Raw genomic sequence first — 19531 nt, forward strand, 5'->3', positions numbered from 1 at the left:
GTGGCGAGCGACGTTCTCTGGCCTGATTACGCGCCAGCGAGCGCTTGCGCGACCTGCTTGCCGAAAGCGCTGCAACCCATCGTGCCGCCCAGGTCCGCCGTGCGAGTCAGCGGGTTTTCGAGCGTGGCGTCCACGGCGGCTTCGATGGCCGTTGCGGCTGCCACGAAGTTCGCCAGCCGGCGTCGTTCGCCGATCCAGCGCATCAGCATGCCGACCGACAGCATCATCGAGGTCGGGTTGGCGGTGTCCTTGCCTTCGAGGTCGGGTGCGGAACCGTGCTGGGCCTGTGCGCAGCAGAGCGTTTCTCCGGCCATGACCGAGCCGGCCAGCCCGAGACTGCCGGACAATTCGGCCGCGAGGTCGCTCAGGATGTCGCCGTAGAAATTCGTCGCGACGATCACGTCGAAGCGTTCCGGCGAGCGCACCAGGTGCGCGGTCGAGGCGTCGATCAGAAGATCGTCGAATTCGACTTCCGGAAAATCCTTGCTCACGTTGCGCACGCATTCGAGAAACAGGCCGTCGGTCATGTGGAAGCTGTTGGCCTTATGAATCGCGGTGACGCGCCGCTTGCGCTTCATGGCCAGTTCGAAAGCGCGCCGCGCGATGCGCTCGCTGCAATGGCGCGTAATCTTGCGGACCGACAGCGCCATATCTTTCGACGGCATCATTTCGCCCCAGCCGAGATGCATGTTGCGATCGGGATAGAACCCCTCCGTCGCTTCGCGCATGATGACGAGATCCATCTGCCTGCCTTCGCGAAGGTTCGAGCTGAGAAACGGGCGCGTACGGGCCGGGCGGATATTCGCGTACAGATCGAGATCGCAGCGGAATGCCGCCGAGACATTGCGGCCGCCCTGATCCGGCGGCGGATAGTCGGCGTGCGAGATGGTGCCGAGAATCAGGCCGTCGTAGCCGGCGGCTTTTTCGAGTACTTCCGGCCTGAGGGTCGTGCCGTATTTTGCGAGGCTCGCGAAGCCGATGTCTTCGACGTCGTACTGCAAACGCAGATCGAACACGCGATCGGCCTGGGCGAGAACGGTCATGGAGGCGGCGATGATTTCGGGACCGATACCGTCGCCGGGACAAACGAGAATACGCATGGCGGATGTTGGCGCTCAGGGAGAGGGAGTCTGATGTTCGGCCGAGACGGGGCGCGTTTCGCCGCTGGCGACGAGCGTGCGGGTGGCATCGAGCCGCGCGTAAATCCAGAGGATCTTCATGGGATTCGTCTTCGACATGTTGCGAAAGCGATGCGGCACGTTCGGCGGAATAAAGGTCGTGTCGAGCGGCTTCAGACGGTATTCGAGCCCGTCGATGTCGAGGATTGCATCGCCCTCGACCAGCACCACGCTTTCCTCGCAGTTATGGCTGTGAAACGGGATTTCCATGCCCGGCTCGAACGACGTGTACCCGGTGATGAAGCTCGCGGACCCGACGTTCTTGCCGACGAGCGGCGTCGTGCTCGCGCCGCCGCCGCGATCGTAGCGCGGCAGGTCTTCGGGGCGCAGCAGGGCCGCGCCCGATGGTGTTTTGATGGTCATGATGTTCTCCTGAGGGTGGATCGGGCTCAGCGAGCCGGATTGATCCAGACGGTCTTGATGTTGGTGAATTCACGCATGCCGACGGCGCCGAGTTCGCGCCCGTAACCGGACTGCTTGATGCCGCCGAACGGCAGCCGCGCGTCGGACGCCACCACGCTGTTGACGAAAACGGCGCCCGCCTCGATCTTCCGCACGAGTTGCTGTGCCCGCGTCAGGTCGGTGGTCCAGAGCGCGGCGCCGAGACCGAACTCCGTATCGTTCGCCAGCGCGATGGCCGCATCGGTATCCTTGACCCGCATGACCGCCGCAACGGGGCCAAAGGTTTCCTCGCGAGCGGCGACCATGTCGGGCGTCACGTGGTCGAGAACGGTCGGCGCGTAGAAAAAGCCCTGGCCCGGCAGCGGCTGTCCGCCGGTCTTCAGCACGGCACCGGCGGCAACGCTCAGTTCAACCTGGCGATGCAGCTCGTCGCGAAGATTGGCGCGCGCGAGCGGCCCGATGGTTACGCTGCGATCGGTGGGGGCGCCGACTTTCAGTTGAGCCACGCCGGCGCAGAACAACTCGACGAAGCGATCCGCGACGGCTGCGTCGACGATGAAGCGCTTCGAGGAAATGCAGCTTTGACCGGTGTTCGAAAAGCGTGCCTTGACGGCCGCTTGCGCGGCGCGCTCCACATCCGCGTCCGCCAGCACGATGAAGGGATCGGAGCCGCCGAGTTCGAGTACCTGCTTTTTCATGGCGGCGCCCGCTTGCGAGGCGACGAGCTTGCCGACCGCGGTCGAGCCGGTCAGCGTGACCGCGGCGATTCGCGAGTCGCTAATCAGTGCCGCCACGTTCTCGGGCTGGATCAGCAGGGACGCAGCGAGTCCCGGCGGCACACCGGCATCGGCGAATACTGAGTTGATCGCCAGCGCGCATTGCGGCACGTTGCCGGCGTGTTTGAGGATGATCCCGTTGCCGGCGCAGAGCGCGGGCGCGGCGAAGCGGATGAACTGCCATATCGGGTAATTCCACGGCATGACCGCGAGCACGACACCCAGCGGGTCGTAGACGATCTGGCTGCCCGTGGCACTGGCGACCGGTTCGTCGGCGAGGAACTGCGCCGCGTTGGCGGCATAGAACCCGCAGGTCGCGGCCGACTTCTCGATCTCGGCTTCGGCCTCGACGATGGGCTTGCCCATCTCCAGCGTAATCAGTTGCGACAACGTTTCCTTGCGACGCAGCAGTACTTCGCCGATGCGCGCGACGACTGCCGCGCGCTGCGCGATCGGCACTTGCGACCACGGCCGCTGAATGGCGACGGCGTCGTCGAGCGCCTGTTCGATGCGGGCCGGCGAAGCGGCGTCGAACGTTGCCACGACGGATTCGGTGGCCGGATTCAAGGTGCGAAACATGAAGGTTTGCCTTTCGATGAGGGTTCCGTTTCCGTGCGTGCCGCGGGTTGCCGCACATGAAATCTGTTTGGTATTTTGTTTTTTTCAATATACCATTCGATTGGTCTTTTGAAGATGATTTGTACCACTGGGGTATACCCGTTCTATGGTCGATACGGTGCTATCGCGCAGAATATCCCAAGAAATATGCAGTAGAATGGAGGTGTATTGAAAGTCTGTTCGGTCGGCAAAGCGGTGAGAGAGGTATATTTATCAATCAAAATACCTGATAGTGACATGCTACAATCCCCGGCAAATCTATTACTCTGGACGACAGAATGAGCCGCCCATTAGCCGATGCGCTCGCGGCACATATTCATCAGCACATTCGCGTTGCCGGCATCGAACCCGGGACACGCCTGCCCGAGCGGACCCTCGCGGAGCAGTTCAACGTGTCGCGCTCGCCGGTGCGGGAAGCCTTGAAGCGCCTTGCGGTGCAGGAGATCGTCATGGCGCATCCCGACGGCGGCTATGCCGTCTCGGAAGCGGCATTCCGCAGGTCGGCCGACGCCGGTGAGATGGCCGCCGCCGGCGATGACGAAGCGGTCTATCTCGCGATCGCCGAAGACCGGCTGGCCGGCAAGCTGGCCGACCGCTTCACGGAAAACGCGTTGATGCGCAGTTACGGCGTGACCCGCGCGCAACTGAATGCGATCCTGCGCCGCATGGCGCAAGAGGGCTGGATCGAACGGCGGCCCGGGCACGGCTGGATGTTCCTGCCGATGCTGACTTCGGCCGAAACCTATCGGCAGGGCTATCGCTACCGGTTGCTGATCGAATCGGCCGGCATTCTGGAGCCGACTTTTCAGCTCGATCGCGAGGCGCTGCTGCAATGCCGTGCGGAGCAGGAGGCGCTCGTCAACGGTGAGGTGCGCACGGCTTCGCCCGCCGCGCTGTTCGACGCGAATAGCCGGCTGCACGAAACCATTGCCGCCTGCTCGGGCAATGCGTTCATTCTCGATGGCCTGCGGCGTCTCGACCGGTTGCGTCGCCTGATGGAGTATCGGAAAGCCGTCGATCGCAATCAGGCGGAGAGACGTTGCCGCGAGCACCTGATCTTGATCGATCTTCTGCTGTCCGACCAGCGCGAGGCCGCGGCCAATTTTCTCAAGATGCACCTTCACAACGCGGCCCGGGAAAAGGCCGGCGACTGATGCGATGCCGCGATCGCATGCCCGTGAGCGTACAGGCCGGGCGGCGGCGGGGTGATCGGAATTACACATAGTGATCGGCTGTAGCGACTTCCTCAATCCGGTTCGCGCCGCTACAGTCTTTTCGTGTGGTCAGCCCCGATGAGGGAGACCGTGTCATGTCTGTTTGTCATTGAATCAGGGTGCCTATGCCAGAGTCGACCGCTGTTTCCAATGGGCTGCCTTCAGCGTCGCCGTCGAATGTTTTCAGCGACGGGCTGGAGCGTGCCGTGCCATCCATGACCGGCGTGAATGCCGATGCCGTCGTCTCGTTTCTCGACGATGTCGAGGCCGCGGGTCTCGATCTGCACGGTTTCATGCTGAGCCGTGATGGCCGCGTCGTGGCGGAAGGGTATCGCTGGCCTTATCGGGCCGATCGCACGCGCATCATGCACTCGGCGACCAAGAGCTTTGTCGCGTCGGCAATCGCGTTCGCGCTTGCAGAGGGCCGACTCAAGCTGACCGACAAAGTCGTCTCGTTCTTTCCGGAGCTTTATGCCGGTCCCGTGGAAGGCCGGCTCGCGCAGATGACGGTCGAAGATTTGCTGACCATGCGCGCCGGGCATGAAAGCGAAACATCGGGCGCGGTGTGGCGCGTTCTGAATACCAGCTGGATCGCCGAATTCTTCAAGATTCCGCTCGCTCATGAACCGGGTTCGACCTTCGTGTACACGAGCGCGGCCAGCTACATGCTTTCGGCGATCCTGAGCTGTGTGACCGGTCAATTGGCGCACGACTATCTGAAGCCGCGTCTGCTCGAACCGCTAGGCGTGACGGGCGAAACGTGGGACGTCAGCCCGGACGGCATCAATCCCGGCGGCAACGGATTCTCGGCCAGGCTGGTCGATCTGCTCAAGCTCGGCATGCTGCATGCTCAGGACGGCGTGTGGAACGGGCAGCGCGTGCTGCCGGAAGATTGGGTGCGCGTGGCGACCCAGCCGCATGGCGAGCCCTTCAAATATGGTTATCACTGGTGGACCCGGCCGGACGGCAGCTATAGCGCAATCGGACGATTCGTGCAGATGGTGACGGTATTTCCGGAGCACAACGCGGCGCTTGCCGTGATGGGGGCGATCCAGGGCAGTTTCAGGCTCTTTCCTCATATCGAGCAGCATTTTCCCGCGGCATTCACGAATGGCGATACCGCGGCTTCTGCTTCCGCCTCGGCCGATAAGCGGCTTATCGAAAAGCTCGCGCACTGGCAGCACGAAGAGGCGCCGACTCTCTGGAAGGAGCCGCTCAGGAAATCCGCGACGGCGGCATGGACCGGCGCGCGACGCTTCGAGATCGAAGCGAATCGGTATGGTGTCGAAGCGGTCCAGTTCGCATGCTCGGACGATCGATGCTCCTTCACGCAGTTCGATGCGCGCGGGGCACACACGATCGTGGCCGGAATCGGGCATTGGATCGAAGGTCGAACCGATATGCCGGGCAGCGATCTGCACCACGGTTACGAGATGAATAACAGCGCGGTGGTCGCGCGCGCGACGTGGCTCGACGACAAGCGTTTGCAGATGGTCTGGATTTTCCCCGAGACCGCATTCCGCGATACCGTTGAAGTTCTGTTCGACGGCACCGGCATCACGGCTCAGAGGTCGGTCAATGTCAACGGCAGTTCGCTTCGGCATGACGAGCTGGTCGGCCGCGAAGCGCGGTAGACGATCCGGAGCGTGATGAGGTTCGCTCCGTTTTTTGCCGGCGTGGATCGTCCCGCACGGCGGGTCGAGTGCAAATTGCAGGTGGCTTTGAGGGATGCTGCGGGGCTTTGACGGGGCGGCCACTTTTATCGCAACCGGCGCGAGGTTGCATGGGTGGCGGGCGAGAACAGTCGCTTCGAAGTACTGCGAATGGACTGGGTGTGGTTTGGCGGGTGTTTGGGAGGCAACGGCTGGCGTCCGCCGCATTTCTTCAGATCAATGCTTCCGGAGTGCTGCCGATATTTTTCTCAGGCTCGATTCACCATAAAACTTCCAGGCGGAAGCTTTATGGTGTCTTCTTCTCTATGTACAGGCGCCTCATCCCGCATCCGGCGCAGCGCGCTTTCTTCTGGCAAAGAAAGCCGCTTGTGCTTCCTTCTGCGCGGCCGAGCCCCACAGCCGGCCCACTCCGCGAGCTTCCGCTTCGAGGCCGGTTGCGCGACCCTCGCGCAATCCGGTGCGCACTACCGATTTCAACTCGGCCAGCGCTTCGCCGGCATGCCGCGCGATCGCGTTCGCAAGCGTCAGCGCCTGATCGCGCAGCGTGTCCGCGTTGGCCACCTCGTTCGCCAAACCCGCATCGAGTGCCCACTGTGCCGATACGGGATCGCCCGTGAGCATCATTCGCATGGCGCGCGATGCGCCGATCAGCGCGGGCAGGCGCTGAGTTCCGCCCCATCCCGGGAAACTCGCCAGCGTGATTTCGGGCAGGCCGAGCCGCGCGGTGTCGGCGACGATCCGCAGGTCGCACGCCAGCGCCAGCTCGAGGCCGCCACCGAAGGCGACGCCGTTGATGGCGGCGATCGTCGGTTTGGCAAACGTCTCGATGCGATCGAAAATCGCCTGCCCCCAACGCATATGCTCGTAGGCGTCCGTGGGCGAGAAGTCGCGCTGCTCGTTGATATCCGCGCCCGCGGAGAAAGCCTTCGTGCCCGCGCCCGTCAGCACGACGACGCGCGTTTGCGCATCGTCGGCAAGGCGTGTCAGCGCGTCGTCGAGACTTTGCAGCAAAGGCTTGCTGAGCGCGTTCATGCGCTCGGGCCGGTTCAGCGTGAGTACGGCGACGGCGTCAAAGCGTTCCTGCGTGATCGTTTGCGTGGTCGTTTCCATGATGATTCACTCGCGTCGAGTCTTGTCGTGTTCTATCCGTTCGAGGTCTGTGCGAGCGAGCCTTGCGCGCCGCTTCCGCGTTGCCCATTCTGTTCCTTGATGCCGCGCAACGTCAGCAGTGCCTTGAGGAAATAGTAGTCGCCATAGATGACCGATTCATCGATGCCGAGGCCGTGCGGCAAATCCGCCGTGGCGTGCGCGAGAATCGGCGCGCGGTCGTCGCTCGCGAGGCAATCTTCGCACAGCGCTTTGAGCATCGCTTCGGCGAGGGCAAGATGGCGCGCATCGGAACTGAGTTCCCAGAGCCGGATGAGGCCATACGCGGTGATCGCGCCCGCCGACGAATCCTTGACCGGTACGCCGTCCGCAGAGTAATCCCACGGCGGAACGCGATCTTCCGGCAAGTGCTTTTCCACGTAGTCGGCAACGCGCTGGGCCGCCGCGAAGTACTCCTGCGAGCCGGTCATGTCCGCGAGCATCGCGAGGCCGGCGAGCGCCCAGCCCTGGCCGCGCGACCATGCGCTCGATGCGTCGAGACCCTGGTAGGTGTCGCCGGCAATCGGCGTGCCGTCGGCGGTATTGAACTTGTACACATGAAAGACCGAGCCGTCCTCGCGCTGATGGTTGGCGAGCGCCGTTTTCGTATGGCGCTGCACGACCTCGAGCAACTGCGCGTCGGCGCCATGATTGACGGCCCAGACGAGCAGCGGAAGATTCATCAGCGTGTCGATCAGGACCGAGCCCGACCAGTCTTCGCTGCCGAAGAAGCCCCAGCCCGGAATGAAGCCGCCTTGCGGATTGAACTGCCCGGCGAGGCTGTTGGCGGCGGTGAGCGCGGCCTTGAAGTAGCGCTCGTCGCCGGTGAGACGCCAGCCCTTGATCGCGCTCGGATAGAACATGAAGCCGAGATCGTGGTTGACGGGGTCCGACGCGCGCGGCAGCAGGCGCTCGGTGAACGACACCGCGGCCGCGAGCAGTGCGTCGCTCTTCTGTTCTTCGTAGCTGAGCCAGAGCAGGCCCGCCCAGAAGCCGCCGGTCCATACGCCGTCGGACGTCGTGCACCATTGCCCGGCCTCGGTGATATGCGGAAAGTCGCCGCCGCGGCTCGCCTGGGCGCGTACCTTGTTTACGGCCGCTTCGATGCCGTCGTTCAACCAACTGCTCATGTTTTCTCCTGTCATGGATATGCCCGGCGTAATGACTGAGCCAGGCAGGAATTTGACAACGTTGTCACTGTGCGTCAATTTGCCTGCGAAGGCAAGACCCAGTGGCAAGAGCCGGTAACGTGAAAATCTCATAAAGGCCCTTGATATAAGGCTATTCAGAGAAATGCCAGGGTTTACAGGGTGATCGAAATGAAAAAGAGTGGATTGACAACGATGCCAAATCGGGCCTATTGTTCTTGCAATCGTTGTCAGAGATGGATCAGGACGCGAGCAACGGACCGCGCATCGCGGCCGAATCGACAGCAAACCAGAACACAAGGAGACCGGAGATGGCCGGAACAACCCTTCCCATCAAGCGATGGTGGATCATCCTGCCCGTCGCGTTTATCACCTACAGCCTCGCGTATCTCGATCGCGCGAACTACGGTTTCGCGGCCGCCGCGGGCATCGACCACGATCTCGGCATCAGCCGCTCGACCTCTTCGCTACTCGGCTCGCTGTTCTTTCTCGGCTATTTCTTCTTCCAGATTCCGGGCGGCATGTACGCGGAACGACGCAGCGTGCGGCGCCTGATCTTCTTCAGCCTGATCGCGTGGGGCGGCCTCGCCGCGCTGACGGGCGTCGTCACCAGCGTGCCGATGCTGATGGCCGTGCGCTTCGCGCTCGGGATCGTCGAGGCGGCCGTGATGCCGTGCATGCTCGTGTACGTGTCGAACTGGTTCGTGAGGCGCGAGCGCTCGCGGGCCAACACGATCTTCCTGCTTGGCAATCCGGCGACCATCCTGTGGATGTCGGTCGTGTCGGGCTATCTCGTGCAGTCGTGGGGCTGGCGCGTGATGTTCATTGCGCAAGGCCTGCCGGCGGTGCTGTGGGCGTTCGTCTGGATTGCCGTCGTGCGCGACCGGCCTTCGCAAGTGGGCTGGTTGAGCGCCGAGGAAAAGGCCGCGATCGAGAACTCGCTGGCCGAAGAGCAGAAGGACCTCGCGCCGGTGAAGAACTATCGCGAAGCGTTCCGCACGGCCGCGGTGTGGAAGCTGGCGGGCGTGCTGTTCTTCCAGAGCCTCGGTTTCTACGGTTTCCTGTTGTGGCTGCCGTCGATCCTGCGGCACGGCGCGACGCTCAGCATGGTCAACACGGGATGGCTGTCGGCCGTGCCGTACTTCGGCGCCGTGGTCTGCATGCTGCCGGTCGCGTGGATGTCGGATCGCCTGCAGAACCGCAAGCTCTTCGTCGCGGTGCCGCTCGCGATCGCCTCGCTGGCGTTCTTCGCGCTGTACTTCGTGGGCGCGTCGAATTTCTGGCTGTCGTTCGCTCTGCTGACCGTTGCCGGTATCGCCATGTACGTCGTCTTTCCGCCGTTCTTCTCGATTGCGCCCGAAGTCCTGCCGCGGACCGTGGCAGGCGGTGCGTTAGCATTGATCAATAGCGTGGGCGCACTCGGCTCGTTCCTCGGCTCCTACGCGGTCGGTTATCTGACGGGGCTCACGGGCGACCCGGCCTCGTCGTATCTGTTCATGGGCGGCGCGCTGATCGTGGCCGTGTTGCTGGCGAGCAGCGTGAAGCGTGCTCACGCGGCGGCGTCGCTGCCGCTCGCGGCCAACTCCGCGCGCTAGGCCGATTTCAACAAGCGGATTTCAATCTATCGTTTTCTGGAGAAAACAATGCTCGAAGGTATGCGCATCGTCAGCTTTTGCCACTATCTGCAAGGGCCGGCATCGACTCAATATCTCGCCGACATGGGTGCGGACGTCGTCAAGATCGAGGCGATCGGCGGTGCCTACGAGCGGCACTGGTCCGGCGCGGGCGTGTTCGTCGAGGACGTCAGCGCGTTCTTTCTCTGCGCGAACCGCAACAAGCGTGTCATCGCGCTGAACCTGAAGTCGCAGGAAGGCCGCGAGATTGCGTTGAAGCTGATCGACGAGGCCGACGCCGTGGTCGAGAACTTCCGGCCCGGCGTGCTCGATCGCCTTGGCCTCGGCTATGACGCGGTGAAGGCGCGCAAGCCCGGCATCATCTACGCGTCGGCGAGCGGCTTCGGCGGTTCCGGCCCGATGCGCGACATGCCCGGCCAGGACCTGATGATTCAGGCACGCACCGGGCTCGTGGCCGCCTCGGGCGGCGGCGCGACGGCGGTCGGTGCGGCGATCTGCGACCAGCATGGCGGCGCGTTGCTCGCGATGGGCATTCTCGGCGCTTACGTGAAGCGCATGAAGACCGGCGAGGGCACGCGCGTGGAAGGCAACCTGTTCAACGCGGGCATCGATTTGCAGGCCGAAGCGATCACCAACTATCTGACCGCGGAGAAAAGCGCGGCCGTATTCGAGCGCGACGCGCATCTGTCGACGTGGTTCCATCAGGCGCCGTATGGCATCTATCGCACGGCGGACGATCGCGCGGTGGCGATCTCGCTGAACAATCCCGCGGTGTTTGCCGAAGCGCTCGACGACGATGGGCTGCGCGCGCTCGCGAACTGCAACCCCTACGAGGAGCGCGATGCCTACGCGCGTGCCACGGCGAACGCGGTGAAGCGCTACCGTCTCGATGCGCTGGCCGAAGCGCTCGATGCCAAGGCCATGTGGTGGGCGCCCGTGCAGGACTATAGCGACTTGCGCGACAACCCTCAGGCGCAGCACAACCGCGTGTTCGAAACGGTCGATATCAAGGGCGGCACGGCGACGCTCATCAATCATCCTCTGCGTTACGACGGAGAAGTGCCCGCGGTACGGCACCTCGCCATCGAGATCGGACACGATACGCAGCAGATTCTGCAAGAACTCGGCTATGGCGCCGACCGGATCCAGACGCTCGCCAACGAGGGCGTCGTGTCCGGACGCGGTCTCGCGAACACGAACGCGCCGGCCTGATGCCATCGGAGAGGCCAATGAGCGATTTCTATCTGAAGCCGGGCGATACCGTTTCGCTCGAACAACACGTCAGTGCCGAGGCAATTCGCGCATTTGCCGATGTCAGCGGCGACCACTCGCCGAACCACGTCGACGAACAGGCCATGGCCGCCAGCGCGTATGGCCGCGTGATCGCGCACGGCGCACTGATGGTGGCCTATATGTCGGCCTGCTCGACGGCGATCGTGGAGCGCGTGCAAGGCGTGCGCGAGCGCGAGACGCCGGTGTCGCTCGGCTACGACCGCGTGCGCTTTCTGAAGCCCGTTTTCGCGGGCGATACGCTCAGGCTCGACTATACGATTCGCGATGTCGATCCCGAACGCCGCCGCACGGTGGCCGAGATTCGCATCGTCAATCAGGAGGGCGAACTGGTGAGCGTGGCCGAGCATATTCTCAAATGGGTGGTGACGCCGTGAACGCAGCGAATCAGGACATGAGCATGGCAGGGCGCGACTTCGACGGCCTGAATGTGGGCGACTCGGTCGAGCTGGGCGGCTTCACGATCACCGATGCGAACATCGTCGCCTTCGCGGGCGTCGGCGGCGATTTCTACGAGGTTCATACCGACGACGAGGCGGCGCGCGCGCTCGGCTTCGAGCGGCGCATCGCGCATGGCCTGTTGATCGTCTCGCTGGTCGATGCGATGAAAATGCGTTGTGCGTGGCGCTTGCAGGCGGTCGCCACGCTTTCGCTGACGTGGGACTACAAGCAGGCCGTGCTGAGCGGCGACCGTATCACGGCCGTGATGCGCGTGGAATCGAAGCGCGAGACGAAGCGCGCCGACCGTGGCATCGTGGTGCTCGCGATCGACGTGTTCAATCAGCGCGGCGAGTGCGTGCAACAAGGCAGGACGACGACGATGATGGTCCGGCGCAGCGGACTATAAGGCAGCCTCGCGGGCCGTATGGTCCGCGCGCCGCGCAGCCGCGCGCTTGCTCAGGCGCGGCGTTTCTTCGAAGCGGCCGGCTGTCCCGTGGTGCCGCGAATGATGAGCCGTGCTTCGAGCTCGACGCGGTCGAGCGGCGACTTGCCCTCCAGCGTATCGATCAGAAAGCGCCCGGCCTGGGTGCCCATTTCAATGGCGGGAACCTGCATTGTCGTGAGCGGCGGGTTCAGATGCGCGGCGAAGTCGAGGTCGTCGAAGCCGGTGATCGACAGTTCGCGCGGCACGGCAATGCCCGCGCTCACGCATTCCGCGAGACAGCCGAACGCGAGAATGTCGCTCGTGCAGATGACGGCCTCGGGCCGCACGGCAAGATTCAGCAGCCGGCGCATGCCGTTGCGTCCGGCCGTAATCGAATAAGGCCCTTCGATGATGCGTTCCTGCGCGATCGTCAGGCCGCGTTCCTTCAATGCTTCCTCGACACCCTGGATGCGCGCGCGAACGCGGTCGTTGTCCTTGCGTACGCCGGTGAGCATCGCGATCCCGGTATGGCCGAGGCTCAGCAGATAGTCGGTGGCCTGCCGCGCCGCGCGCCGGTTGTCGAAGCCGACGCACGGATGCGCCGCTTGCCGCGTATAGACATAGGTGTTGATATACGGCACGTTGCGCAGGCTCAGGAATTCGTAGAGCGCGCGCTCGTGCGCATCGCCCACGAGCACCACGCCTTCCGCGCCGCGCTCGATCATCAGTTGCGTCTGCTCCAGTTCCTTGTGCGCGTCGAATCCCGAGGTCGTGACGATCAGCGAGTAGCCGTCGGCCGCGAGATCGCTTTCGAGCGCATTGGCGAGGCGGGCGTAGATCGCATGTTCAAGCGTGGGCAGCACGGCGCCGATCATTCGCGTGCGGCGCGAGCGCAGCGCCCGCGCCGCGTTGTTCGGGGTGTAGCCGAGCTTGCGCACGGCCGCGAGCACGCGCTGCACGACTTCATCGCGCACGACGTGCGGCGTGCGCAGTACGCGCGAAACCGTAGAGGCGGAACAGCCGGCCGCGCGAGCGACGTCGTTTAAACTAACCGGAGCCATGGAGCTTGCAATCGTTATCTGAATTATTGAGTGTCGCGTTGTGAATTGCCGCTCGTACCTGGGTACGCCGACACTCGGGCACTGACCTGTTGAAGGGTAACACGATAGCGTATGCGGGCGGCTACGCTCATCACTCTGTCAGTGACGACGTTTTCATTATTTTGCGGGTTTTTATGATCAGACTTTGCATCCTCGATTTCGACGGTACGCTGTGCGGCAGTCATGACGCCATTCGTCACTGCATCAATCTGACTTTCGATCACTATGGTGTCGAGCGGCCCGCACCCGATCGCCTCGAAGCCGCGATCGCGGCCGGTGTGGTGATGAGCGAAGCGATGTCGATGCTGACGGACGGGCGCCTCGGCACGGACGGAGCCGGGCAGTGGGCGGCGACGTATCGCGCGCTCTATCTGCAGCATGGTCTCGCTCACTCGTTTATCTTTCCGGACGTCGAGCGGACTTTGGCGGCTTTGAAGCAGAAGGGCGTGGCGATGGTGATCGCCAGCAACAAATCGGAAGCCGCGGTGCAACAGGCCATCGATCATTTCGGTATTGGCCGCTTTATCGATCTGCTCGTTTGCGATCCACCGGGCATCGCGAAGAAGCCCGATCCGGCGTGTTATAGCACCTTGATCGCGCCGGCGTTTCCCGATGTCTTGCCGGAGCAGATCGTCGTGGTCGGCGACACGCATGCCGATCTGGGGCTCGCGCGCAATATCGGCGCTCACGCGTGCTGGGCCGCTTACGGTTACGGAGATCGCGAGCAGTGCCAGCGAATGTCGCCGGACATGGTGCTCGAAGGATTCGGCGAGCTTGCCGAACGGCTGGACGTTTTCGTTTAGACGACGTGGCCGGCGCGCGGAATCCGTCCGCGCGCCGCGGATCGTTCCACGAGCCGGCAACATACCTAAGCAGTACTCCGCATATCGGTTTCACTCGCTGCACGGCTCGTGCGTGAGCAGCGGCTCGATCTCGATGCGGCGGCCCGTCACTTGCGCGGCTCGCACGTCTTAATGTGCCGATCATCGGGGGTGTAGCAGGCGGAAATCGTGGGACCGCCGGGCTTCCCATGGCCTTAGGTGTTTATACCAATGCCGGTTTTGATATGAGAAAGAGCGAATATTTCATTAGAAGGATATCGCGTTTATCCCTAGACTAAGCCGAACATTGAATCCCACACCACGCACCCATGTCGGCAACCAAACCCAAACTACGCTCCCAACAGTGGTTCGGCACCACGGATAAAAACGGCTTCATGTACCGAAGCTGGATGAAGAACCAGGGCATTCCCGAGCACGAATTCGACGGCAGGCCGATCGTCGGCATCTGCAATACGTGGTCGGAGCTGACGCCCTGCAACTCGCATTTCCGCAAGCTCGCCGAACACGTGAAGCGCGGCATCTACGAGGCGGGCGGCTTTCCGGTCGAATTCCCGGTGTTCTCGAACGGCGAATCGAACCTGCGCCCCTCGGCCATGCTCACGCGCAATCTCGCCGCGATGGACGTGGAAGAGGCGATTCGCGGCAACCCGATCGACGCCGTCGTGCTGCTGTGCGGCTGCGACAAGACCACGCCCGCGCTGCTGATGGGCGCGGCGAGCGTGGACGTGCCGGCCATCGTCGTGACCGGTGGCCCGATGCTGAACGGCAAGCTCGAAGGCCAGGACATCGGCTCGGGCACGGCGGTGTGGCGGCTGCACGAATCGCTGAAGGCGGGCGAGATCGACCTGCATCATTTCCTCGCGGCCGAAGCGGGCATGTCGCGCTCGGCGGGCACCTGCAACACGATGGGCACGGCCTCGACGATGGCCTGCATGGCCGAATCGCTCGGCGTTTCGCTGCCGCACAACGCCGCGATTCCCGCCGTCGATGCGCGCCGTTACGTGCTCGCGCATATGTCGGGCATCCGCATCGTGCAGATGGCGCTCGAAGACCTGACGCTCTCGAAGATCCTCACGCGCGAAGCGTTCGAGAACGCGATTCGCACCAATGCGGCGATCGGCGGCTCGACCAATGCGGTGATTCACCTGAAGGCGATTGCGGGCCGCATCGGCGTGCATCTCGAACTCGAAGACTGGCAGCGGATTGGCCGCAATACGCCGACCATCGTCGATCTTCAGCCTTCTGGCCGCTTCCTGATGGAAGAGTTCTATTACGCGGGCGGCCTGCCGGCGGTGCTGCGCCGGCTCGGCGAAGCGAACCTGCTGCCGCATCCGGGCGCGTTGACGGTCAACGGCAAATCCCTCTGGGACAACGTGCGCGAAGCGCCCAACTACAACGACGAGGTGATCCGCCAGATCGACAATCCGCTTATCGCGGACGGCGGCATCTGCATCCTGCGCGGCAATCTCGCGCCGCGCGGCGCGGTGTTGAAGCCTTCGGCGGCTACGCCCGAGCTTTTGAAGCATCGCGGCCGTGCCGTCGTGTTCGAGAACTTCGATCACTACAAGGCGACGATCGGCGACGAATCGCTCGACGTCGACAAGGACTCGATTCTCGTGATGAAGAACTGCGGTCCGCGCGGCTACCCCGGCATGGCCGAGGTCGGCAACATGGGCTTGCCGCCCAAGCTGCTGCGCCAGGGCGTGAAGGACATGGTGCGGATTTCCGATGCACGCATGAGCGGCACGGCCTACGGCACGGTGGTGCTGCACGTCGCGCCCGAAGCGGCGGCCGGTGGACCGCTGGCGGCGGTGCGCAACGGCGACTGGATCGAACTGGACTGCGAAGCGGGGCGCCTGCATCTCGACATCAGCGACGAAGAACTGAAGCGCCGCTTGAGCGACGTCGATCCCGCCGCCGCGCCCGGCGTGGCGGAGCAACTGGGCAAGGGCGGTTACGCGCGCCTCTATGTCGATCACGTGCTGCAAGCCGATGAGGGCTGCGATCTCGACTTTCTCGTCGGCAAGCGCGGGTCGGCTGTGCCGCGCCACTCGCATTGACGGATTTAAAAAACTAATCAGGGCGATCCGGCTCGCCGGCTGACGCCCGCTCGAAGGCCGTGCGCGACGCGGCCATCCGCGTGCCCGACGCGCCAGCCGGCGGCGCGGCACGACGTCGGCTGGCGAGCGCAATCAAGGAGACAGTATGACGAACGCGTTGCAATCCGGTGAGGCGGTCGCGCCAGCGGCCGCCGAAAGCGGAGAGGAAAAGCAGATCGTCGGCCATATCGCGCGCCGGCTCGTGCCGTTTCTCGCGCTGATCTACGTGGTCGCGTATGTCGATCGCACGGTGGTCGGCTTCGCGAAGCTGCATATGAACGCGGCCGTGGGCCTGTCCGATGCCGCCTATGGACTCGGCGCGGGCCTCTTCTTTATCGGCTATTTCCTCTGCGAAGTACCGAGCAATCTCGCGCTCGCGCGCTTCGGCGCGCGCGTATGGTTCGCGCGAATTCTCTTCACGTGGGGCGTGATCACGATGGCGATGGCGCTCGTGAGCGGCCCGACCAGTTTCTATGCGCTGCGCTTTCTGTTGGGCGCGGCCGAGGCCGGGCTCTATCCCGGCATTCTGTATTTCCTCACACACTGGTTTCCGATGCGCCACCGCGCGCGCGTGATCGGTCTGCTGGTACTCGCTCAGCCCATCGCGGGCATCGTTACCGGCCCGATCGCCGGCGCGCTGCTCGAAACGCACGGCTTTCTCGGCATGTCGAACTGGCAGACGCTGTTCGTCGTGAGCGGCTTGCCTGCCGTGCTGCTGTGCATTCCCACGCTGCGTCTGTTGCCGGAGTCGCCCGCGCACGCGCATTGGCTCGGCGAAACCGAGCGCCGCTGGATCGAGCGCGAGCTTGCCGCCGACCAGCGCGCCTACCAGCTCGACACGCATCGCAATCCGTTCAGTGCGCTCAAGGATCACCGCGTGCTGCTGCTCGCGCTGCTGTTCCTGCCGTTTCCGCTGTGCATCTATGGTTTGTCGCTCTGGTTGCCGACCATCATCAAGGCGTTCGGCGTGAGCGATTCGACGGCGGGCCTGCTTTCCGCCGTGCCGTATCTGTTCGCGGTGGTGGGGCTGCTCGTCGTGCCGCGTCATTCGGACAGGCATCGCGAACGCTACGGCCATATCGTCGTGGTCTCTGCCGCCGCGGCGCTGACGATGGCCGCAAGCGCATGGTTCCGCGCGCCGGCGCTGCAACTGCTGTTTATCTGCCTGACCGCTTTCTCGATCTATTCGATTCAGGCCGTGGTCTGGGCGCTGCCCGGCGAGTTTCTGACGGGCGCGAGCGCGGCCGTCGGGATCGCGACGATCAATTCGCTTGCCAATCTCGGCGGCTATTTCGGCCCCTATGGCATCGGGCTCATCAAGGACGCAACGGGCAGCCTCGCGGCCGGCCTATACTTTCTCGCGGCCACGCTCGTGTTCGCGGTGCTCGTGACGTTCGCCGTGCGCGCGGCGTTGCGCACGCCGCCGCGTGCCGCGAGCGGGTCGTGAAAGCGTGGACGCTGATTCTTTCTCAAGCAGGACTGACGATATGACTACGAGCCGTACGCCCCGTTATCAGGGCATTTTCCCCGTCGTGCCGACAACCTTTACCGAAACCGGCGAACTCGATTTGCGCAGCCAGAAGCGCGCCGTCGACTTCATGATCGACGCGGGCTCGGACGGGTTGTGCATTCTCGCGAATTTCTCGGAGCAGTTCTCGCTCTCGGACGACGAGCGCGAGATCATCACGCGCAGCGTGCTCGAACACGTGGCGGGCCGCGTGCCCGTGATCGTCACGACCACGCACTATGGCACGAACGTGGCCGCCGCGCGCAGCAGGCGCGCGCAGGAGCAGGGCGCGGCGATGGTCATGCTGATGCCGCCGTATCACGGCGCGACCTTTCGCGTGCCCGAGCCGCAGATTTACGACTTCTACGCGCGCGTGTCCGACGCGATCGACATTCCGATCATGATCCAGGACGCGCCCGCGAGCGGCACGGTGCTGAGCGCCGCGTTCCTCGCGCGCATGGCGCGCGAGATCGAGCAGGTCTCGTACTTCAAGATCGAAACGCCGGGCGCGGCCAACAAGCTGCGCGAACTCATCAGGCTCGCCGGCGAGGCAGCCGAAGGACCATGGGACGGCGAAGAAGGCATCACGCTGCTCGCGGACCTCAACGCGGGCGCAACCGGCTCGATGACGGGCGGCGGCTTTCCGGACGGCATTCGCCCGATTATCGAAGCGCATCGCCAGGGCCGCACCGACGAAGCCTTCGCGCTCTATCAGAAGTGGCTCCCGCTGATCAATCACGAAAACCGCCAGGCGGGTCTGCTCGCCTGCAAGTCGCTGATGAAGGAAGGCGGCGTGATCGACTGCGAACTGCCGCGTCATCCGCTACCCTCGATGCATCCCGAGACGCGCAAGGAACTGGTCGATATCGCTCGCCGGCTCGACCCGCTCGTGCTGCGCTGGGCGAAATAGCCCGGTAGCGATCCAGTTCCAGTCAGAATAACAAGGTGACGGAGACACTCATGAATGCGTCGTACAAGCTGGGTATCGTCGGCGTCGGCAAGATCGCGCGCGACCAGCACCTGCCCGCCATCGCCGGCAATGCGGGCTTCGAGCTCGTGGCCAGCGCGAGCCGCAATGCGCAGGTGGAGCGCGTGCGCAACTACACCGATATCGGCGCGCTGCTGGCCGCCGAGCCCGACCTCGACGCCGTCTCGCTCTGCGCGCCACCCCAGGTGCGTTATGCGCAGGCGCGCGCCGTGCTCGAAGCAGGCAAGCATGTGATGCTCGAAAAGCCGCCGGGCGCGAGCGTGAGCGAAGTCGAGGCATTGCGCGAGCTGGCGCAAAAACGCGGCCGCACGCTGTTCGCCACCTGGCATTCGCGCTGTGCGAGCGCCGTCGAACCGGCGCGCGCGTGGCTCGCCGGGCGAACGCTTCGCGCCGTGCACGTGCGCTGGAAGGAAGACGTGCGCCGCTGGCATCCGGGCCAGCAATGGATCTGGGAGCCGGGCGGGCTCGGCGTGTTCGATCCGGGCATCAACGCGCTCTCGATCGTCACGCGCATCTTGCCGCGCGAGGTGCTGCTGCGCGGTGCGGCGCTGCATGTGCCGCGCGACTGCTCGACGCCGATCGCCGCCGAACTCGATTGCATCGATACCGACGGCGTGCCGGTGCGCGCCGAATTCGACTGGCGCCACGGCCCTGTCGAGCAATGGGAAATCGATGTCGAAACGACCGACGGTCTGCTCTCGATCGCGGCGGGCGGCAAGCGCCTGGCCATTGCGGGCGAGCCGGTCGAGCTCGAAGCCGAGCGCGAATACGCGGCGCTCTACGAGCGCTTTCACGAGCTTATCGCGCAGGGCATCGACGACGTGGACGTGCGTCCGTTGCGCCTCGTCGCCGACGCGTTCCTGCTCGGCAGGCACGTCGAGGTCGAGGCCTTCGGTCACTGAACGCTTGCCGTGCGCTACCATGCGGTGCGGCCGATTCCGGTGCGGCAAGCGCGGTCCGAGTTAACTGCGACGGCGCGCATGAAGCGCCCGGGTGATTCACTACGGTTCCCTAACCATTTCGGCGCGGCCTTGCGCGGGTCTCGCGAAGA

General features: G+C 64.0%; 17 protein-coding genes. 11 read left to right on the forward strand and 6 right to left on the reverse strand.

Annotation, left to right across the window (positions count from 1 at the left end; translation table 11 throughout):
* Positions 1–26: 26 nt before the first annotated feature.
* Genes GXB81_RS10510 through GXB81_RS10520 form a run of 3 tightly spaced genes read right to left on the reverse strand, consistent with a single transcriptional unit; the run spans position 27 to position 2935 of the window.
* Entirely contained in the window at positions 27–1100 is a 1074-nt protein-coding gene (locus GXB81_RS10510; RefSeq protein WP_167048902.1) for an isocitrate/isopropylmalate dehydrogenase family protein, read from the reverse strand.
* 15 nt (positions 1101–1115) lie between these two features.
* A complete protein-coding gene (locus GXB81_RS10515) occupies positions 1116–1541 on the reverse strand; it encodes a cupin domain-containing protein (RefSeq protein ID WP_167048900.1) in 426 nt (141 codons plus the stop codon).
* A gap of 26 nt (positions 1542–1567) precedes the next feature.
* Positions 1568–2935: an NAD-dependent succinate-semialdehyde dehydrogenase gene (locus tag GXB81_RS10520; protein ID WP_205989082.1), complete on the reverse strand. Its 1368-nt coding sequence runs from the start codon at positions 2933–2935 to the stop codon at positions 1568–1570.
* A gap of 317 nt (positions 2936–3252) precedes the next feature.
* Here GXB81_RS10520 and GXB81_RS31755 point away from each other — a divergent pair, with 317 nt between their 5' ends.
* Both GXB81_RS31755 and GXB81_RS10530 read left to right on the forward strand, forming a co-directional pair.
* Entirely contained in the window at positions 3253–4128 is an 876-nt protein-coding gene (locus GXB81_RS31755; protein WP_205989083.1) for a GntR family transcriptional regulator, read from the forward strand.
* Positions 4129–4403: 275 nt separating this feature from the next.
* A complete protein-coding gene (locus GXB81_RS10530) occupies positions 4404–5822 on the forward strand; it encodes a serine hydrolase (RefSeq protein ID WP_241016308.1) in 1419 nt (472 codons plus the stop codon).
* Between the two features lie 357 nt (positions 5823–6179).
* Here GXB81_RS10530 and GXB81_RS10535 read toward each other — a convergent pair whose 3' ends face one another.
* Both GXB81_RS10535 and GXB81_RS10540 read right to left on the reverse strand, forming a co-directional pair.
* Positions 6180–6971, reverse strand: coding sequence for an enoyl-CoA hydratase/isomerase family protein (locus tag GXB81_RS10535; RefSeq protein ID WP_205989085.1), 792 nt, complete (start codon positions 6969–6971; stop codon positions 6180–6182).
* Between the two features lie 32 nt (positions 6972–7003).
* On the reverse strand, positions 7004–8137 hold the full coding sequence (locus GXB81_RS10540; protein WP_205989086.1) for a glycoside hydrolase family 88 protein: 1134 nt from the start codon (positions 8135–8137) through the stop codon (positions 7004–7006).
* A gap of 329 nt (positions 8138–8466) precedes the next feature.
* Between GXB81_RS10540 and GXB81_RS10545 the strand changes: the two genes are divergently transcribed.
* The 4 genes from GXB81_RS10545 to GXB81_RS10560 are packed head-to-tail and all read left to right on the forward strand — an operon-like array spanning position 8467 to position 11926.
* The gene (locus GXB81_RS10545) at positions 8467–9750 is read left to right on the forward strand and encodes an MFS transporter (protein WP_167048889.1); all 1284 of its coding nucleotides are present in this window, start codon (positions 8467–8469) and stop codon (positions 9748–9750) included.
* A 48-nt stretch (positions 9751–9798) separates the two neighbouring features.
* The gene (locus tag GXB81_RS10550) at positions 9799–11001 is read left to right on the forward strand and encodes a CaiB/BaiF CoA-transferase family protein (RefSeq protein ID WP_167048887.1); all 1203 of its coding nucleotides are present in this window, start codon (positions 9799–9801) and stop codon (positions 10999–11001) included.
* A gap of 17 nt (positions 11002–11018) precedes the next feature.
* Entirely contained in the window at positions 11019–11456 is a 438-nt protein-coding gene (locus GXB81_RS10555) for a MaoC/PaaZ C-terminal domain-containing protein (RefSeq protein WP_167048885.1), read from the forward strand.
* Positions 11453–11926: a MaoC/PaaZ C-terminal domain-containing protein gene (locus GXB81_RS10560; protein WP_205193308.1), complete on the forward strand. Its 474-nt coding sequence runs from the start codon at positions 11453–11455 to the stop codon at positions 11924–11926. Before GXB81_RS10555 ends, GXB81_RS10560 begins: the two co-directional genes overlap by 4 nt.
* Before the next feature lie 50 nt (positions 11927–11976).
* Here GXB81_RS10560 and GXB81_RS10565 read toward each other — a convergent pair whose 3' ends face one another.
* Entirely contained in the window at positions 11977–13005 is a 1029-nt protein-coding gene (locus GXB81_RS10565) for a LacI family DNA-binding transcriptional regulator (RefSeq protein ID WP_167048883.1), read from the reverse strand.
* Positions 13006–13178: 173 nt separating this feature from the next.
* On the opposite strand from GXB81_RS10565, the gene GXB81_RS10570 reads away from it, so the two are divergent.
* The 5 genes from GXB81_RS10570 to GXB81_RS10590 all read left to right on the forward strand — a co-directional run bounded on the left by GXB81_RS10570 (position 13179) and on the right by GXB81_RS10590 (position 19382).
* The gene (locus GXB81_RS10570) at positions 13179–13847 is read left to right on the forward strand and encodes an HAD family hydrolase (protein WP_167048881.1); all 669 of its coding nucleotides are present in this window, start codon (positions 13179–13181) and stop codon (positions 13845–13847) included.
* Positions 13848–14194: 347 nt separating this feature from the next.
* Positions 14195–15946, forward strand: a complete 1752-nt coding sequence (locus tag GXB81_RS10575; protein WP_167284211.1) for an IlvD/Edd family dehydratase — start codon at positions 14195–14197, stop codon at positions 15944–15946.
* Between the two features lie 145 nt (positions 15947–16091).
* Entirely contained in the window at positions 16092–17432 is a 1341-nt protein-coding gene (locus tag GXB81_RS10580; protein ID WP_167048877.1) for an MFS transporter, read from the forward strand.
* Between the two features lie 40 nt (positions 17433–17472).
* Positions 17473–18402: a dihydrodipicolinate synthase family protein gene (locus GXB81_RS10585; RefSeq protein WP_205989087.1), complete on the forward strand. Its 930-nt coding sequence runs from the start codon at positions 17473–17475 to the stop codon at positions 18400–18402.
* Positions 18403–18452: 50 nt separating this feature from the next.
* Positions 18453–19382, forward strand: coding sequence for a Gfo/Idh/MocA family oxidoreductase (locus GXB81_RS10590; protein WP_205989088.1), 930 nt, complete (start codon positions 18453–18455; stop codon positions 19380–19382).
* Positions 19383–19531: the final 149 nt, after the last annotated feature.

Origin of the sequence: Paraburkholderia sp. Ac-20336 (genome assembly GCF_017105025.1) — a bacterium.
In the GTDB taxonomy this organism is placed as follows: Bacteria; Pseudomonadota; Gammaproteobacteria; order Burkholderiales; family Burkholderiaceae; genus Paraburkholderia.

Coding starts and splice junctions, on each gene's coding strand:
- GXB81_RS10510 (WP_167048902.1), bottom strand. CDS start 1,100: ATGCGTATTCTCGTTTGTCCCGGCGACGGTATCGGTCCCGAAATCATC.
- GXB81_RS10515 (WP_167048900.1), bottom strand. CDS start 1,541: ATGACCATCAAAACACCATCGGGCGCGGCCCTGCTGCGCCCCGAAGAC.
- GXB81_RS10520 (WP_205989082.1), bottom strand. CDS start 2,935: ATGTTTCGCACCTTGAATCCGGCCACCGAATCCGTCGTGGCAACGTTC.
- GXB81_RS31755 (WP_205989083.1), top strand. CDS start 3,253: ATGAGCCGCCCATTAGCCGATGCGCTCGCGGCACATATTCATCAGCAC.
- GXB81_RS10530 (WP_241016308.1), top strand. CDS start 4,404: ATGACCGGCGTGAATGCCGATGCCGTCGTCTCGTTTCTCGACGATGTC.
- GXB81_RS10535 (WP_205989085.1), bottom strand. CDS start 6,971: ATGGAAACGACCACGCAAACGATCACGCAGGAACGCTTTGACGCCGTC.
- GXB81_RS10540 (WP_205989086.1), bottom strand. CDS start 8,137: ATGAGCAGTTGGTTGAACGACGGCATCGAAGCGGCCGTAAACAAGGTA.
- GXB81_RS10545 (WP_167048889.1), top strand. CDS start 8,467: ATGGCCGGAACAACCCTTCCCATCAAGCGATGGTGGATCATCCTGCCC.
- GXB81_RS10550 (WP_167048887.1), top strand. CDS start 9,799: ATGCTCGAAGGTATGCGCATCGTCAGCTTTTGCCACTATCTGCAAGGG.
- GXB81_RS10555 (WP_167048885.1), top strand. CDS start 11,019: ATGAGCGATTTCTATCTGAAGCCGGGCGATACCGTTTCGCTCGAACAA.
- GXB81_RS10565 (WP_167048883.1), bottom strand. CDS start 13,005: ATGGCTCCGGTTAGTTTAAACGACGTCGCTCGCGCGGCCGGCTGTTCC.
- GXB81_RS10570 (WP_167048881.1), top strand. CDS start 13,179: ATGATCAGACTTTGCATCCTCGATTTCGACGGTACGCTGTGCGGCAGT.
- GXB81_RS10575 (WP_167284211.1), top strand. CDS start 14,195: ATGTCGGCAACCAAACCCAAACTACGCTCCCAACAGTGGTTCGGCACC.
- GXB81_RS10580 (WP_167048877.1), top strand. CDS start 16,092: ATGACGAACGCGTTGCAATCCGGTGAGGCGGTCGCGCCAGCGGCCGCC.
- GXB81_RS10585 (WP_205989087.1), top strand. CDS start 17,473: ATGACTACGAGCCGTACGCCCCGTTATCAGGGCATTTTCCCCGTCGTG.
- GXB81_RS10590 (WP_205989088.1), top strand. CDS start 18,453: ATGAATGCGTCGTACAAGCTGGGTATCGTCGGCGTCGGCAAGATCGCG.